Here is a 16,108-nt window from a genome sequence, read left to right as displayed (position 1 = left end):
GCCTTTCATCGGTACATGCGACAGATACGACTAAAAGGGCAAAGCGACGATTTGCCTATGGCGCAGGTCACAGCAGATTCCCCGGTTTCCGCGTAATCGCGGCGGGGTCGATCGAGTCCTTCTCCTGTACACGCCGCACCGCAGCGAGGAGCCGCCCCCATGGTCACCGCCGTCGAGCAGACCGTCCACGCCCGCCTGATCGTCACCGCCGGCCTGAGCTGCGACTTCGTCGCCCGCCTCGGCTACCGTCCCGAGGACCCCTTCGCCGTACGGCTGACCTTCCCCGCCGAGATCAGCCTGGACGGTACCGAACAGACCTGGACCTTCGCCAGGGACCTGCTCGGCGAGGGGATGCTCGCCCCCGCCGGCGCCGGCGACGTCCATGTCTGGCCCTGCGGTCCGCACCGGACCATGGTCGAGCTGCACGGCCCCGAGGGCGCGGCGATGCTCCGGCTGCGCAGCGCCGAGGTGCGGGCGTTCCTGGCCCGCAGCTACGCGGCCGTCCCCGAGGGGGCCGAGGACCCCCGGGCCGACCTCGCCAGCCTGCTCGTCGCACTGGTCGGAGGGGTCTGACCGATGACGACCGGCCCACGCCTCAGCAGACCCGCACGCCCGACCGCCCTGTTCGCCGACCGGCTGCTGCAGCGGCCGCTGCGCCGCCTCGCCCTGCTTGGCGAGGACTCGGCCGCCGCCCAGCAGGCGGCGCTGGCGCCGCACCCCGCCAGCAACAGCAACGCCGCCGTGACCGCCGAGGTCGGACCGCTCTCGGTCGCGGCCCGCTACCTGGCGGCGGACCCGGACACCGGCATCGGCGGCGACTTCTACGCGGTGCAGCAGACCCCGCACGGGATCCGCCTGCTCATCGGCGACGTCCGCGGCAAGGGGCCGGGGGCCGGCGGGGTCGCCGCGATCCTGCTGAGCGCCTTCCGCCGGGCCGCCCAGCACGCCGCCACCGTCGAGGAGGTCGCCGCCCGGCTGGACCGCACCATGGAGCGCGCCGCCAGCCTGCGCTTCCGCGCCGACGCCGACGAGGACTTCGCCACCGCCCTGGTCGTCGAGATCAGCACCGACCTGTCGGTGCTGCGCCTGGTCAACTGCGGCCACATCCCGCCGCTGCTGCTGACCGGCCGCCGGACCTGGACCCTCGAACCGGGCCGCCGCCGGCCGCCGCTGGGCCTGGCCACCACCCTGGGCACCGCGGACACCCCGGCGGACCTGGTCCGGCTGCCCCGGGGCGCCACCCTGCTGCTGCTCACCGACGGGGTGACCGAGGCCCGCTCGCCCGAGGGCGAGTTCTACGAGCCACTCACGGCCCTCGCCACGGCGCGCCCCGGCAGCCCGGGCCCGCTGCTGGACACCCTCTGCCGCGAGGTGCTCCGCCACAGCGGCGGGCCGGCCCGGGACGACATCGCCATGCTCGCGGTCCACCGCCCACCCTCGGCGGAGCGGACGGACGGGCGCGGCACCCCGGCCTGAACCGCCCTAGGCGACCAGCGCGGTGAGCTTGCGCAGCGACTCGGTGAGGGCGGCCGTGGTGGCGTCCTTGACCCGGTTGGCCATCATGTTCACCGCCGCGCCCTTGAACTCGCTCTGCACCGTCAGCAGGGTGCCCTCGCCCTCGCTGCTCAACTGGTAGTGCTGGCGCAGGGTGATCCCCATCGGGGCCTTGCCCTCCAGCACCCAGGACTTGCCGGGTTCGACCTCCGCCACGGTCCAGGCGGCCTCGGTCGGCATCCCCATCAGGGTCATCTTCTCGGCGTACTGGGCGCCGACGGCGAGCTCGGCCGGGGCGCCGTTGGGGAACGCGGTGTGGATGGTGTTCCACTCGCCGAAGCGGTCGAAATCGGTGATCACGGCCCACACCTTGTCCGCGGGGGCGGGCAGGGAAGCGCTGACGGAAACCTCGGGCATGACAGCTCCTCTCCGGCGCGGCCACGCGTGGGGCGGCCGTTCGGACACCGGTTTCCGCGAGGCTAACCAGAATCTGACGAACCATCAATAAATGTGACGCAGCTGGGGTTGAGCGGTTTCCGGGGCCCGCACGGGTAGCGTACGGACGTGCAGATCTCGACCGAAGAGCGCAGGGCCCGGCTGGCGACCCGTCATCTCCTCTCCCCCGCGACCCGGGCCGCCACCCCCGAGGAGGCGGCCGACGCGATGGTGGGGCTGCATGCCACCGATCCTGCGACGGTGTTCCTGGCCGTCGCCGCGCGGATGGGCTCCGCCACCCCGGCACTGCTGGAGCAGGCGCTGTACCAGGACCTGACGCTGACGCGGCTGCTGTGCATGCGCCGCACCATGTTCGTGGTGGGGCGGGACCTCGCGCCGGTGGTCGACTCGTCCACGGCGCGGGCGATCGCCGCCAGGGAACGCACCAAGCTGCTCGCCTTCCTGAAGGAGGGCGGCGGCTGGGACGAGAAGTGGCTGGCGGCGGCGGAGCGGGCGGTCCTCGCCGAGCTGGCCGCGAGCGGGCCGCTGACCGGCGCCGAGCTGGGCACCCGGGTGCCGGCACTGCGGGAGCAGGTGACGGTCGCGGTCGGCAAGCCCTACGAGGCCACCCAGGCCGTCGCCAGCCGGATCCTGCGGACCATGGCGGCCGAGAACCGGCTGCGGCGCGACCGTCCGCGCGGGAGCTGGATCTCCAGCCAGTTCCGCTGGCTGCCGGGCGAGCCGTTCCCACAGCTGCCGCCCGCCGAGGCGCGGGCCGAACTGGCGCGGCGCTGGCTGGCATCGTACGGGCCGGGGACGGTGGCCGACCTGAAGTGGTGGACCGGCTGGAACCTGGGCGACGTCCGCAAGGCGCTGGTCGCGGTGGGCGCCGAGGAGGTGGCGCTGGAGGGGCAGGAGCCCGGCTACGTCCTGCCCGGGGACACCGGCCCGACGGCTGCCGGCGCGCCGTACGCCGCGCTGCTGCCGGCGCTGGACCCCACCGGGATGGGCTGGGCGCAGCGGGACTGGTACCTCCCGCCCGAGCACACCGCCGAGTTGTTCGACCGGACCGGCAACATCGGGCCGACGGTCTGGTGGGACGGCCGGATCGTCGGCGGCTGGGCCCAGCGGCCGGACGGGGAACTGGTCTGGCGGCTGCTGGACGATGTGGGCGAGGAGGCCGAGGCCGCGGTCGCGGCCGAGGCCGGGCGGATGGCGGAGTTCATCGGCGGGCAGCGGATCACACCGCGGTTCCGCACCCCGCTGGAACGTGCTCTCGCCGGGACCTGAACTTCGGCTGCGGGCCGTAGGTGGCTGTGCGCGCACGCTGTTGAAACAGCACAGCCCCGCGCCCCCAGGGGTCTGCAACTGGCTCAGTTGCAACTGGTGAGGGGCACGGGGCTGTGCTTTTTCAACAGCGTGCGCGACACGCCATGCACAACGCCGCAGCCGGGAACGCTAGGCGCGTCCCGCCGACTTCTGGGTGCGGCGGGAGAGCGAGTCGATGATGACCGCGGCCAGCAGCACCGCGCCGGTGATCATGTACTGGATCGAGTTGGCCAGGCCGAGCATGTAGAGCCCGGCGTTGATCGACTCGATCACCAGCATGCCGAGCAGCGCCGACCAGACCATGCCGCGTCCACCGAAGAGGCTGGTGCCGCCGATGACCGCGGCCGCGATGGCCAGCATCAGGTTGTTCGGGTCGGAGCCGGCCTGGTTCGCCGAGGAGATCTGCCCGGCGATGGTCAGCCCGCCCAGCGCGGCGAAGAAACCGGAGATGGAGAACACCGTGATCCGGACCATCGCCACGCTGATACCGGCGCGACGGCTGGCCTCGATGTTGCCACCGACCGCGAACACCTTCCGGCCGTAGGTGGTACGGCGCAGCACGAAGTTGGTGACGATCAGCGCGACCGAGAACAGCACCAGCGCATTGGGCACGCCCTTCTGGTCGTTCAGGATCATCGCGGTGCCGAAGGACCCGATGGCCAGGATCACCGTCCGCAGCGCCAGCTCGGTGGTGGGCCGGTACGGCACCCCGGCCTGCCGGCGCCGCCGCTGCAGCCCGAACGCGCTGAACACGTACGCGGCGACACCCAGCCCGGCGAGGATGTAGCCGCCGGCGATGTCACCGCCCATGAAGAACGAGTTGCCGGACAGGTAGCGCATCGGCCCGCTGTCGGTCGGCAGGTTGATGGTGCCGGTCGAGCCCAGCAGCCAGAGCATGAAGCCCTGCCAGCCCATGAACCCGGCCAGGGTGACCACGAAGGCCGGGACGCCGATCTTGGCGAACACGAAGCCGTGCAGCGCGCCGATGGCCGCGCCGGTGAGCAGCGTGATCACCATGGCGAACCAGGGGTTGAGGCCGTGGCTCACCGAGAGCACCGCGAACACCGCGGCGGCCAGACCGCTGACCGAGCCGACCGACAGGTCGATCTCGCCCAGCAGCAGCACGAACACCAGGCCGATGGACAGCAGCCCGATGCCCACCATGTAGTAGGCGATGTACTCGAAGTTGGCCGAGGTCAGGTAGTTGCTGTCCTGGACGCTGAAGACGATCCAGATGATCACCAGCCCGACGATCACCGGCAGCGAGCCGAGGTCGCCGCCGCGGATCTTGCGCTGGAACTCGGTCAGATAGCCCTTGAGCCCCTCCTCGCGCACCAGCAGCCTGGGGTCGACGGGGGGCGGGACCGCCGGCGGCGGGGTGACGTTGGGGTCGATCTCGCTCATCTGTCGCCCTCCGCCGTACGCGCCTGACGCCGGGTCACCGCGTTGTCGGTGGCCCCGGTGATCGCGGCGATGATGGTCTCCTGGGTGGTCTGCTGCACCGGGAAGGTGCCGTTGTTCTTGCCCAGCCGCAGCACGGCGACCCGGTCCGCGACCGCGCGGACGTCGGCCATGTTGTGGCTGATCAGGATCACCGCGAGACCGCGCTCGCGCAGCCGCTCGACCAGGTCGAGCACCTGGGCGGTCTGCTCGACGCCGAGGGCGGCGGTCGGTTCGTCCAGGATCACCACCTTCGGCTCGCCGATCAGCGAACGGGCGATGGCCACCACCTGGCGCTGGCCGCCGGAGAGGCTGGCGACCGGGATCCGCACGCTGGGGATCCGGATCGCCAGCGTGGACAGCAGCTCCTGCGCCTTCTTCTCCATCGCGACCTCGTCCAGCAGCCCGCGCAGTTTCAGCTCGCGGCCCAGGTAGAGGTTGCCGACCACGTCGAGGTTGTCGCACAGGGCGAGGTCCTGGTAGACCGTGGCCACGCCGAGGTGCTGGGCGTCCTGCGGCCGGTTGATGGAGACCGGCCTGCCCTCCCACTCGATGACGCCGTCGTCGATCGGGTGCACGCCGGCGATGGTCTTGACCAGGGTGGACTTGCCCGCGCCGTTGTCACCGACCAGGGCCAGCACCTCGCCCGGGCGCACCTCCAGCTCGACGTCGGTCAGCGCCTGGACGGCGCCGAACCGTTTGGAGATGCCGCGCAGGGCGAGGACCGGTTCACCCGCGCCGGCACCGGCGCCGGTGCCGGCGGTCGCGAACGGGCTGCTCATGAGAGTCCGTTGGCCTTGCAGCCGGCCGCGTAGGCGGAGGTGCAGATCTGGGCGACCGTGTAGAGGCCGTCCTTGACCACGGTGTCCTTGACGTTGTCGGCCTTGACCAGCACCGGCGTCAGCAGGTCGGAGGGCACCTTGTTGCCGGAGCCGTTGGTCTTGGTGGTGGTGGCCAGGCTGCTGATGCTGTTGCCGGACATCAGGTCCACCGCGAGCTGCGCCGCGGCGTCGGCCTCCGGCTGGTACGCCTTGTAGATGGTGAAGCTCTGGGTGCCCACCATGATCCGCTGGATGGCGTCGAGCTGGGCGTCCTGGCCGGTGAGCGGCAGGTTGGAGATACCCGCGTTCTTCATCGAGGTGGCGATACCGGCGGCCATGCCGTCGTTGGCCGAGTAGAAGGCGGCGATGTTGCCGGCGCCCAGCTGGTTGATCGCGGCTGCGGCCTTCTGCGCCGCGACGTCGGCCTTCCACAGCCCGGAGGCGTCGTAGGCGAGGTCGACCTTGCCCTTGACGACGCCCTGGAAGCCGGACTTGAAGTCGGCGGCGTTGGGGTCGGCCGAGTCGCCGTCGATCTCGACGACCTTGGCGGTCGGGGTGGCCTTGGAGCCGAGGACGTTGAGCAGCCCCTGCCCCTGCAGCTGGCCGACCTTGATGTTGTCGAAGGAGACGTAGGCGTCGGCCGGCCCCTGGGAGAGGCGGTCGTAGCTGACCACCTTGATCCCCTTGGTGCTGGCGGCGACCACCGACGCCTTGATGGCGGCCGCGTCGACCGGGTCCACCACCAGGACCTTGACCCCCGCGTTGATCATGGTGGTGACCTGCTGGGCCTGGGTGGCGGCGCTGCCGGCCGCGTTCGCGTAGTCCACGGTCACGCTCGGCGCCAGCTCCTTCATCTTGGCTTCGAAGAAGGGCTTGTCGAACTTCTCGTACCGGGTGGTCTGGTTCTCCGGGAGCAGCAGCCCCACCTTGCCGGAGAGGGAGCTCGCCGCCACGGAGCCGGAGGCGGAGGAGCTCGACGAGGAGCTGCCGGCCTTTCCGCAGGCGGCGGCGGTCAGCGCCAGGGACATGGCAGCGGCCGAGACAAGAAGGGTGCGTGAGATCTGGCTCATGGGAGGTTGGACGCCTTTCGTACAGGGACGCTGACGCAGCGCTCACTCCATACGACAGCCAGTGACCGGATCGGGCCCGTCGGAATAGGCCAGGCAGGGGAACGGAATCACTCCTGCGATACTCCCGGGCGACCGCTGACCCGCGGTCAGAACAGTTCGGCGAGTTCCCCGCGCGAGGCGACGCCGAGCTTGGGGTAGGCCTTGTAGAGGTGGTATCCGACGGTCCGTGAGCTGAGGAACAGCTGGGCGGCGATGTCCCGGTTGGACAGCCCCTGCGCCGCCAGCCGGACGATCTGCGACTCCTGCGGGGTGAGCGAGGCCAGCGGCCCGGACCCGGCCCGGCCCTGCGGGGCGGCGGTTCCGGTGGCGCCCAGCTCCGAGCGGGCCCGCTCGGCCCAGGGCACGGCGCCGAGCTGGTCGAACGCCGACTGGGCGGCCAGCAGCGGACCCCGGGCCTCGGCCTTGCGGCGGCCGCGACGCAACCACTCGCCGTACAGCAGGGCGGTGCGGGCCCGGTCCCAGGGGCGGTCCTGCTCCTCGTGCCGGCGCAGCGCGGCGGTGAAGCGCTGCTCGGCGTCGGCGTCCTCGCCCAGCAGCGCCTCGCAGCGCAGCACCAGGGCCTCCGTCCAGGGCTGCCCGGTCCGGGCGGCCCAGCGGCGGAAGTAGTCGAACGGCCCGGCGGCGCGCTCCGGCTCACGCAGCCGCACTGCCGCCTCGACCAGGTCGGGGACGGCGCGCAGACCGGCGACATGGTGCCGCTGCGGGCCGTGGACCAGCGGCTCCAGCCGGCCCAGGCACTCCTCGGCCCGGCCCAGGCCCAGGTCGAGCAGCCCCAGCGACCACTGGGTCCAGGGACGTCCGGCCAGACCGGCCGCGTGGGCGGCATCGGCGCTGCGCCGGGTTGACGCCTCGTCACCGCGCAGGGCCGCCAGCTGCGCCAGGAAGCTGTGCAGCTGCCCGGTCCAGTGCGGCTGCCCGGTGTCCTCGGCGATCCGCAGCGCCTCGCTGGCGTGGGCCAGCGCCTCGGCGGGACGGCCCTGGAACAGCTCGCCCTCGGCCAGGAAGAACAGCAGCGTCGGCAGCGCCCCGACCGCGCCCACCGCGCGGGCCTCGGCCACCAGCTCCTCGGCCAGGCGCAGCGTCTCGTCGTCGCGCCCCATGATCAGCGTCGCCCCGCAGACCGTCACCAGGTCCACCGGTACGGCGGCCCCGGCGGCGCGGGCCCGGGCGACGGTGTCGGCGACCGGTGGTACCGGCTGCGTGCTGCGGCCCAGCAGCGAGCGGACCACCTGCACCAGATAGCCGGCCTGGGCGGCGGTGGGATGGGTCCCGGGGCCGAAGTCGGGGCCCGCTCCGGCCACGGTCCCGGCGGCGGGCGGTTCCGCCAGGGTGCCGAGCCGGTCGCAGACCACGCCCACCTGCTCCTCCCCCAGGTACCAGGCGACGTGGAAGGCCTGCATCAGCACCCGGGCCAGGTGCTCGGGCGCCACGTCGGCGGCCAGGTCCGCGGTACGCAGCAGCAGGTCGAACGCGCCCTGGTCGGAGCCGCGCCAGAACTGGGTGGTGGCCTGCACCAGCAGCAGCTGGGCCCGTCTCAGCCGGTCGTCCGACCCGCCGTCAGCCCCGCCCGCGGTGCTGCCCTCGGGGTCCAGCCGGCGCAGGGTGCGGACCGCCAGCTCGGCGGCGCGGTCGGTCTCGCCCGCCTCGATCGCGGCCTCCGCCGCATAGGTGTAGCGGCGGGTGGCCGTCGCCCGCTCCGGGGTGAGCCGGGCCGATCGCTCGTAGGCCGAGGCGGCGCCGGCGTGCCCGCCGCGCCGGGCGGCCTGCACAGCGGCCCGTTCCAGCGCCGCCGCCGTGGGTTCGTCGGGGCCGGTCGCGGCCAGGGCCAGGTGCCAGGCCCGACGGCCCTCGGCGTCCGGGACCGGCAGCGCGGCCAGCGCCTCGGCCAGGGCCCGGTGCGCGGCCAGCCGCTGGGCCAGCGGGGCCCGCTGGAGCACGGCGGAGCGCAGCAGCGGATGCCGGAACACCAGCCGCTGCCCGGCCTCCGACGGTGCGGTCCGGACCAGTTCGGCCTGCTCGGCGGCCCGCAGGTCCTCCGCGGCCGCGCCGAGCACGGCGGCGGCGCGCAGGATCACGTCCAGGTCGCCGGTCTCCTCGGCCGCCGCGACCAGCAGCAGGGTCTGCGTGGCCGCGGGCAGCCTGCTGACCTGCCCGTGGTAGGCGAGCTGCAGCTGACCGGCCAGCGGGACGGCACCGGCGGCTTCGACACCGGCGCCGGCGCCGTCGACGGGGCCGTCCGGCCCGGGAGCGGCCGGCAGTTCGCTCAGGGCCAGCGGATTGCCGTGCGCCTGCGCCAGCACCCGGCTCCTGGCGTGGTCGCTCAGACCTGCGGCGCGCTCGGCCAGCAGGGCGCGGGCCGCGTCGGCGGGGAGCGCCCCGAGCCGCAGCTCGGGCAGCCCGGGGGCGGACCAGGCACCCTCGCCGTCCCGCGCGCCGAAGAGCAGCACCACGCCCTCGGCCTGCAGCCGCCGGGCCGCGAGCAGCAGCGCCCCGGCCGAGGCGTGGTCCAGCCACTGCGCGTCGTCGACCACGCACAGCAGCGGCTGCTTCTCGGCCAGGTCGGCGAGCAGGGTGAGGGTGGCCAGACCGGCCAGCAGCCGGTCCGGGGCGGCCGTCGGGGCCGCGGGCTCGTCGCTGAGGCCGAAGGCGCGTTCCAGCGCCCGGCGCTGCGGGGCCGGCAGCCCGGGCAGCCGGTCCAGGGCGGGAGACAGCAGCAGGTTCAGCCCGGCGAAGGGGAGATCGGCCTCGTACTCGACGCCGGTGGCGCGCACCACCCGGAAGTCCGGGGCGGCCGCCTCGACGGCGTGCTCCAGCAGCGCGGTCTTGCCGATCCCCGGCTCGCCGCGCAGCACCAGCACACCGCTGCGCCCGGCCCGCGCACCCGCCAGCAGCGCCTCGACCGCGGCCTGTTCACCCTCGCGTCCGTACAGCAACCCGGGATCCCCCTTCCCTCTGCTCGCACCCTACCTGCCGCCTCCGACAACCCCCTGCGGAAAGTACCTAAGCGCGACAGATTCGACGGTCTCCCGTCCTGCGTAGCTTTTTGACCTGCAAGGACGACCGGACAACCGGACGACGGCGACAGACGGACCGTCAGGACAGCAGGGAGAACCCGATCATGAGTGACCTTCAGGACCTCGCCGAGCGCTACCTCGCCACCTGGAACGAGACCGACCCCGCGGCCCGCCGCCGCCTGGTCGACGAGGTGTGGGCCGAGGACGGCAGCTACACCGACCCGCTGGTGGTCGCGGAGGGCAGGGACGCCATCGACGCCACCCTGGGCGCCGTGCAGGCCCAGTTCCCCGGGCTGGTGTTCACCCTCGGCGGCGCCGTCGACGCGCACCACGACATCGCCCGCTTCACCTGGGAGCTCGGCCCGCAGGGCGCCGAGGCCCTGGTCGTCGGCTTCGACGTGCTGGTCGCCGACGCCGAGGGGCGGATCAAGCAGGTGCACGGCTTCCTCGACAAGGTGCCCTCGGCCTGACGGCATCCGCCAGGCCCGACGCACCCCCAAGAACTCCGTCCGGGGCTGCTCCCACAGCCCCGGACGGGACCCGACCCCTCCCCGCAGCACCCCTACGCAGTCAGGAGCACGCTGATGACCACCTCCACCGTCCCCGCCCCGGCCGCCGCGGCCGACGCCGGGACCACACCCCGGGGCCTGCTCCCGGTGATGCTGACCGCGACCTTCATGACCGCCCTGGACTTCTTCATCGTCAATGTGGCGATCCCCTCGATGCAGTCGGACCTGGGCGCCGGCGCCTCCGCGATCCAGTGGATCGTCGCCGCCTTCGGCCTGGCCCTGGCCACCGCGCTGATCACCGCGGGCCGGATCGGCGACATCGCCGGACGCCGCCGGATCTTCGCGCTCGGCCTGACCCTGTTCACGCTGTCCTCGGCGGCCTGCGGCCTGGCCCCCACCGTCGGCGTTCTGATCGCCGCCCGCGCCGTACAGGGGCTGTCGGCGGCGCTGATGGGACCGCAGGTGCTGGTCATCCTGCAGACCGCCTACCGCGGCGCGGCCCAGGCCAAGGCGTTCGCGATGTACGGGCTCACGATGGGCATCGGCGCGGTGTTCGGCCAGCTCATCGGCGGGGTGCTGATCCGCGCCGACCTGTTCGGCCTGGACTGGCGGTCCTGCTTCCTGATCAACGTCCCGGTCGGCGTCGCCACCCTGGTGCTGGTCCCCCGGGTGGTCCCGGAGTCCCGCGCGCCGCAGCGGCCCAGGCTGGACCTGGCCGGCGTCACCCTGGTCACCGCCGCCCTGGTCGCCCTGGTGCTGCCGCTGATCCAGGGCCGGGCGCAGGGATGGCCGGCCTGGACCTGGGTCTGCCTGGCCGGCTCCGCCGTCCTCTTCACCGTCTTCGGCGTGCACCAGCACCGGGCCAGCGCCCGCGGCGGACTGCCGCTGGTCCACACCGGGCTGTTCCGGGAGCGCGTCTTCAGCGCCGGATCGCTGGCACAGCTCACCTTCTGGCTCGGCCAGGGCTCGTTCTTCCTGATCCTGGCGCTCTACCTGCAGCAGGGCCGCGGCCTGGACGCGCTGGCCTCGGGCGTGGTGTTCACCGTGATCGGCGGCGGCTACCTGGCCACCTCGATGACCGCGCACCTGCTGGCGGCCCGGATGGGGCGTCACGTGCTGACCGTCGGCTCCCTGTTGATGGCCCTGGGCCTGGGGCTGCTCTGGCTGGCCGTCGGCCTGCTGGGCACCGGCGGCGGCACCGCCGGGGCCGCCTGGCTGGCACCGGGCCTGCTGGTCGACGGCCTGGGCATGGGGATGGTCATCGCCCCGCTGACCGGGACCGTGCTCAGCCGGGTCAAGCCGCAGCTGGCCGGCTCCGCCTCGGGGGTGCTGGCCACCACCCAGCAGGTGGCCGGGGCGCTGGGGATCGCGCTGATCGGCATCGTCTTCTACGGAGCCCTCGGCAACGCCGCCCCGGACCGCTTCCCACACGCCTTCCAGCTCGGGCTGGCCTCGCTGGCCGGGGTGGAGCTGGTGCTGGCCGGCCTGGTCCAGCTGCTCCCCCGCCGCAACGCCTGAACCCGACAGCCCTTCGGCGCCGCCCCCGGTCCTCCGGGGGCGGCGCCGTCACGTGCCGAGCCGTGCTGATCCGGCGTCAGCCCAGGCTGATCTCCCCGAGCGCGAAGCCCGGGACGGACTCGGCGCCCGGCAGGCAGACCGCGATCCAGGACACCGCCGGTACCGACAGGTCCAGCAGCACATCGGCGGCGTTGCGCGGTACGAAGCCACCGTCGTCCAGCTCCCAGCCCCAGGCCACCGAGCCGCGGGTACGGCACATCCCGGACAGCACCACCCCGCCGGGCATGCCCAGCGCGAAGCCGGTGCACAGCAGCGAGCAGAGCAGGTCCAGGTCGGCCTCCTCGATCCGCAGCACGCTGCCGCCGTCGTCGCCCGACTCCAGCAGCAGGTCGGCCCAGGCCTCCACCGGCCCCTCCGGCGACCGCAGCGAGCAGACCAGCCGGAACCTGCCCTGGCCGGCGCCGACCAGGACCCGGCGCAGCGCGTCGGCGCCCTCGGTGTAGGCGGCGCGCAGCGGCTCCTCCGGGAACTCCCCGCCGGTCGCCGCCGCCTCCGCGGTCTCGGCCAGCATCCTGGCCAGCCGCCGGTGCACCAGGCCCCGCTCGCGGGCCCGCGCCAGCCGGGCGGTGAACTCCGCCAGCGGCTCGCCCTCGTAGAGCACCCACTCGTCCTCGGCCTCCGGGTCGGCCGTGTAGGCGGTGTGGCTCTCCGGGTCCGCGAGCGAGAGGCCCTCGCGGTGGCAGAAGTCGACCAGGTCACCGGGGTGGAAGGCCCGGCCCCTGACCACGCCGCCGGACCCGGTCAGCCGTCCCAGCAGCTCCTCGATGTCGGCGAGGTACTCGGTGTAGCCGGTGTACTCGGTGCCGCCGTCCCGGCGCAGCGCCTCGAAGTCCTCGCGGCAGGTGACCACGCCGAGCAGGGTGGGCGCCGGCGGCCGGGCCGCATGGCTCCGGGTCCCGGGGCGGGCGACGGCGCGGGCGCCTCGCCGGCAGGGTGCGGGTGCCGCGGTCCGCGCGGTGGACGGGCGGCGGGTGCGTGCGTGCCTGGCGGCCATGGGAACTCCTCGGGGGCGGAAGGGCTCGGCGGGTGCGGCCCCGACGGCCGCTACCTGCGTCCTCCCCGACCACCGGCGCCCCATGCGCACCCTGTGTCACAGAACTGTCACCATCGGTGACGCACGGTGAACGACGGAAGGCCCGGCACCGTCCCCGTCCGGGGTGGTGCCGGGCCTGCGGCGGATCGCTCCGAACGCTCCGTCAGTCGCGCGAGGCGCGCAGCGACGGCTTGAGCTCCAGCAGTCGGGCCAGCAGTCCGTTGACGAACGCCGGGGACTCGTCGGTGGAGAACTCCTTGGCGATCTCGACCGACTCGTCCAGGACGACCGCGTCCGGGACGCCGTCCTCCCAGATCAGCTCGTACGCGCCCAGGCGCAGCACATTGCGGTCCACGATGGGCATCCGGTCCAGCGTCCAGCCCACCGCGTAGGTGGCGAGCAGGTCGTCGATCCGGGCGGCGTGCTGGCTGTAGCCCTCGACCAGCTCCATCGTGTACTCGCTGACCTGCGGCGTTCCCTCGTCCGGGGTGCGCGCCCGGCGCACCCAGTCCGCGAGCACGGACTGCGGGGTGACACCCCGGTGGTCCGCCTCGAAGAGGATCTGGAAGGCTCGCGTGCGGGCCTTGTTGCGTGCGGTGGACACGGTTAGGAGTTCACCCGGCCGAGGTAGTCGCCGGTGCGGGTGTCGACCTTGATCTTCTCACCGGTGGTGATGAAGAGCGGGACGCCGATCTCGTGGCCGGTCTCCAGGCGCGCGGGCTTGGTGCCGCCGGTGGAGCGGTCGCCCTGGACGCCGGGCTCGGTGTACTCGATGACCAGCTCGACCGAGGCGGGCAGCTCGACGTAGAGGGGGGCGCCCTCGTACATCGCGACGGTGGCCTCGTTGCCCTCGAGCAGGTAGTGGGCGTTGTCGCCGAGGACGGCCGGGCTGATCTGGATCTGGTCGTAGGTGTCCATGTCCATGAACACGAAGTCCTCGCCGTCCTTGTACGAGAACTGCATCCCGCGCTTGTCGACGCTGGCCGTCTCGACCTTCACGCCGGCGTTGAAGGTCTTGTCGACCACCTTGCCGGACAGCACGTGCTTCAGCTTGGTGCGCACGAAGGCCGGGCCCTTGCCGGGCTTGACGTGCTGGAACTCGACGACGGACCACAGCTGGTCGTTGTCGAGCTTGAGCACCATGCCGTTCTTGAGGTCGTTGGTGGAAGCCACGGTCGCACTAACTCCTGAGATATCGCGGTATGTCAAGCATCAGAACCAAGCGGCGGTGTCCGCGGACCCGGGCGGGTCACAGGGCGAGGAGCTCCTTGGTCGTGATGGTGAGCAGCTCGGGACCGCCGTCCTCGGACGGACGGACCACGAGCGTGTCCTCGATCCGGACCCCGCCGCGACCCGGGATGCAGACCCCGACGCCGACGGTTACCGGCACACGGTTGTCAAGCTTACCCAACTCCAGAGGTCCGAGACGCGGCTCCTCCCCGATCTCCAGCCCCACCCCCGCTCCGACGCCCTCGCGGGCGGCCGGTTCGGCCTCGTCGGGGGCCGGCTGCCCGGCGGCACCGAGCACCCGGCGGGCGGCACGGTCCGCCTCGTCGTACCCGCCGCCGACGGTCAGCGCCTCACGGGCGGCGCGCTGGGCGGCGAAGACCTGCCGGTGCAGGTCCGACTGCCAGTCGGCGGGGCTGAGGCCGACCACGAAGGTACGGGTGGCGGCGGTGCGGTAGCCGCGGTAGCAGGCGCCCAGCGCGACGGTGAGGAAGTCGCCGTCCTCGACCCTGCGGTCCCCGGAGCTGTGGTCGGCGCGTCCGGAGTGGTCGCCGGAGCCGACCCGGGTCGGGAAGGCCGCGGAGTCGGCGCCGTGGTCGATCATGCGGCGCTCCAGCTCCATCGCCAGATGCCGTTCGGTGCGGCCGACCAGGATCGACTCCAGCAGCTCGCCCAGCGCCTGGTCGGCGATCTCCCCGGCGATGCGCAGGCAGGAGATCTCCTCCTCGTCCTTGACCGTGCGCAGTTGCTCCACCGCGCGGCCCAGGTCCCGGAGCTGCTCCACGCCCGGCGCCGCGGCGGCGACGGCCCGGTGCCGGGCCACGGTGAGGTCGTGCTCCTCGACGCCGAGGGTGCGGGCCCGGCAGCGGGCGGCCAGCAGCACGGCCGGGTCGGTGCCGGCGGGCACGGGCAGCACGGTGCAGCCGCCGTCGGACTCCGGGGGGCCGGTGGGACCGGCGGCAGCCGCTTCGGCGCCGTCACGGGTCAGCAGCAGCGCGGCCACGGAGTCGGATCCGGTGAGCCAGCGGACGTTGGCGGGTCTGGTGACCAGCGCCGCGTCGAGCCCTGCGGCGCTGGACCGCTCCCGCATCCGGTCGCGGCGTTCCGCGTGCACTTCGGCCATGCCCTGAGCGTAGGCACGGGGGCGCCAGGACGCTCGGCGGGTTGCTCCGGCTGCGGCGTGTGCCTGGTTGCCGTTCGCGCAGTTCCCCGCGCCCCTGTAGGGGCGCGGGAACTGCGCGACAAGCCATGCAGACGCCGCAGCCGAGGAACTACCGATGCATCGCTCTGGTGAGCACCTGCTCCAGCGCCGCGACGGTCCCCGGGACGTCCAGCCTGGAGTTGTCGATGATGGGGAGCCCGGAGCCGTACCAGCCGGCCATCCGGCCGTGGATCCGGGCGACCTCCTCGTCGTCCAGCCGCCGCACCCCGCTGCGCTGCGCATTGCGGGCGAGCACCACGTCGAGCCCGGGGAGCAGCACCACCGGCACCAGGTCGGGGCCGACGTGCCGCTTCCAGCCGCCCAAGCCGATCGCCGGGCGGTCCGGGAAGACGGCGTCGTCGATGATGCAGGAGATGCCGTTGGCGAGGTAGTTGCGGGCGGCGAAGCCGCAGGTCCGGCGGGCCAGCCGGTACTGGGCCTCGGACTGGTCGTTCCAGCCGGACTGGGGATTGGCGAAGCCGGAGCGGACCCACTCGCGGACGTCGTCCAGGCTGATGTGCGCGGTCGGCGTGGTGCGGCTCTCGGCCCACTGCCGGGCCACCGAGGTCTTGCCGGCCCCGGCCGGACCGATCAGCAGCACCGCCACCGGCCCCCGCGCATGCGGGTGCGCGGGCGCCGTCCCCGGCGGCAGTCCCACCGGCATGACGAAGTGTCCGGTGGACGACTGCCCGGCGGCCGACTCCGGCACGGCGCGCAACTGCAGCGTCGCCCGCGGCGGTCCCGGCGTGGGCTCGGGCAGGCTGCCCTGGTAGTGCCCGTCGCTCACCGCTCCACCTCCTGCGTCACTCCCGTCCGACGGCTGCGACGATACCGCGCCGCAGCCGCCCCCACAGCTGCGTCTTTCCGGCCTGACCCGGTGTCATGCCAACGAGCGGG

Annotated in this window: 15 protein-coding genes; 5 read left to right on the top strand and 10 right to left on the bottom strand. The window is 73.3% G+C overall.

Annotated elements, in window-relative coordinates; translation table 11 throughout:
* The first annotated feature begins 159 nt into the window (after nt 1–159).
* Nucleotides 160–573, top strand: a complete 414-nt coding sequence (locus IF29_RS0102415; RefSeq protein WP_030248799.1) for an SsgA family sporulation/cell division regulator — start codon at nt 160–162, stop codon at nt 571–573.
* Nucleotides 574–576: 3 nt separating this feature from the next.
* Nucleotides 577–1,476, top strand: a complete 900-nt coding sequence (locus IF29_RS0102410) for a PP2C family protein-serine/threonine phosphatase (protein WP_051724792.1) — start codon at nt 577–579, stop codon at nt 1,474–1,476.
* A gap of 6 nt (nt 1,477–1,482) precedes the next feature.
* Here the strand turns inward: IF29_RS0102410 and IF29_RS0102405 are convergent, their stop codons facing one another.
* Complete coding sequence (locus IF29_RS0102405) at nt 1,483–1,911, bottom strand: type II toxin-antitoxin system Rv0910 family toxin (RefSeq protein WP_030248796.1); 429 nt, start codon at nt 1,909–1,911, stop codon at nt 1,483–1,485.
* Between the two features lie 147 nt (nt 1,912–2,058).
* Between IF29_RS0102405 and IF29_RS0102400 the strand changes: the two genes are divergently transcribed.
* Complete coding sequence (locus IF29_RS0102400; RefSeq protein ID WP_030248795.1) at nt 2,059–3,219, top strand: winged helix DNA-binding domain-containing protein; 1,161 nt, start codon at nt 2,059–2,061, stop codon at nt 3,217–3,219.
* A 168-nt stretch (nt 3,220–3,387) separates the two neighbouring features.
* Here IF29_RS0102400 and IF29_RS0102395 read toward each other — a convergent pair whose 3' ends face one another.
* From IF29_RS0102395 to IF29_RS0102380, 4 genes are all read right to left on the bottom strand, one after another.
* Complete coding sequence (locus IF29_RS0102395; protein ID WP_051724791.1) at nt 3,388–4,662, bottom strand: sugar ABC transporter permease; 1,275 nt, start codon at nt 4,660–4,662, stop codon at nt 3,388–3,390.
* On the bottom strand, nt 4,659–5,480 hold the full coding sequence (locus IF29_RS0102390) for an ATP-binding cassette domain-containing protein (RefSeq protein ID WP_051724790.1): 822 nt from the start codon (nt 5,478–5,480) through the stop codon (nt 4,659–4,661). Before IF29_RS0102390 ends, IF29_RS0102395 begins: the two co-directional genes overlap by 4 nt.
* Entirely contained in the window at nt 5,477–6,589 is a 1,113-nt protein-coding gene (locus IF29_RS0102385; RefSeq protein ID WP_030248790.1) for a substrate-binding domain-containing protein, read from the bottom strand. Before IF29_RS0102385 ends, IF29_RS0102390 begins: the two co-directional genes overlap by 4 nt.
* A 146-nt stretch (nt 6,590–6,735) precedes the next feature.
* A complete protein-coding gene (locus IF29_RS0102380) occupies nt 6,736–9,582 on the bottom strand; it encodes an ATP-binding protein (RefSeq protein ID WP_030248788.1) in 2,847 nt (948 codons plus the stop codon).
* A gap of 185 nt (nt 9,583–9,767) precedes the next feature.
* Between IF29_RS0102380 and IF29_RS0102375 the strand changes: the two genes are divergently transcribed.
* Nucleotides 9,768–10,133, top strand: a complete 366-nt coding sequence (locus IF29_RS0102375; protein ID WP_030248786.1) for a nuclear transport factor 2 family protein — start codon at nt 9,768–9,770, stop codon at nt 10,131–10,133.
* Nucleotides 10,134–10,247: 114 nt separating this feature from the next.
* Complete coding sequence (locus IF29_RS0102370) at nt 10,248–11,690, top strand: MFS transporter (protein WP_084713400.1); 1,443 nt, start codon at nt 10,248–10,250, stop codon at nt 11,688–11,690.
* A gap of 76 nt (nt 11,691–11,766) precedes the next feature.
* On the opposite strand, the gene IF29_RS43130 is transcribed toward IF29_RS0102370, so the two are convergent.
* The 5 genes from IF29_RS43130 to IF29_RS0102345 form a co-directional block, all read right to left on the bottom strand.
* Nucleotides 11,767–12,744 carry a hypothetical protein gene (locus IF29_RS43130; protein WP_030248783.1) on the bottom strand — a complete coding sequence of 326 codons (978 nt, stop codon included), beginning with the start codon at nt 12,742–12,744 and terminating at the stop codon, nt 11,767–11,769.
* A 202-nt stretch (nt 12,745–12,946) separates the two neighbouring features.
* On the bottom strand, nt 12,947–13,387 hold the full coding sequence (gene nusB, locus IF29_RS0102360; protein WP_030248781.1) for a transcription antitermination factor NusB: 441 nt from the start codon (nt 13,385–13,387) through the stop codon (nt 12,947–12,949).
* Nucleotides 13,388–13,389: 2 nt separating this feature from the next.
* Nucleotides 13,390–13,956: an elongation factor P gene (gene efp, locus IF29_RS0102355; RefSeq protein ID WP_030248780.1), complete on the bottom strand. Its 567-nt coding sequence runs from the start codon at nt 13,954–13,956 to the stop codon at nt 13,390–13,392.
* Nucleotides 13,957–14,032: 76 nt separating this feature from the next.
* The gene (locus IF29_RS0102350) at nt 14,033–15,133 is read right to left on the bottom strand and encodes a M24 family metallopeptidase (protein ID WP_030248778.1); all 1,101 of its coding nucleotides are present in this window, start codon (nt 15,131–15,133) and stop codon (nt 14,033–14,035) included.
* Nucleotides 15,134–15,281: 148 nt separating this feature from the next.
* Entirely contained in the window at nt 15,282–15,998 is a 717-nt protein-coding gene (locus IF29_RS0102345) for an AAA family ATPase (RefSeq protein WP_051724789.1), read from the bottom strand.
* Between the last annotated feature and the right edge of the window lie 110 nt (nt 15,999–16,108).

Source organism: Streptacidiphilus jeojiense (assembly GCF_000719095.1).
Classification (GTDB): Bacteria; Actinomycetota; Actinomycetes; order Streptomycetales; family Streptomycetaceae; genus Streptacidiphilus; species Streptacidiphilus jeojiensis.
This window is presented reverse-complemented; position numbering and strand designations above follow the sequence as displayed.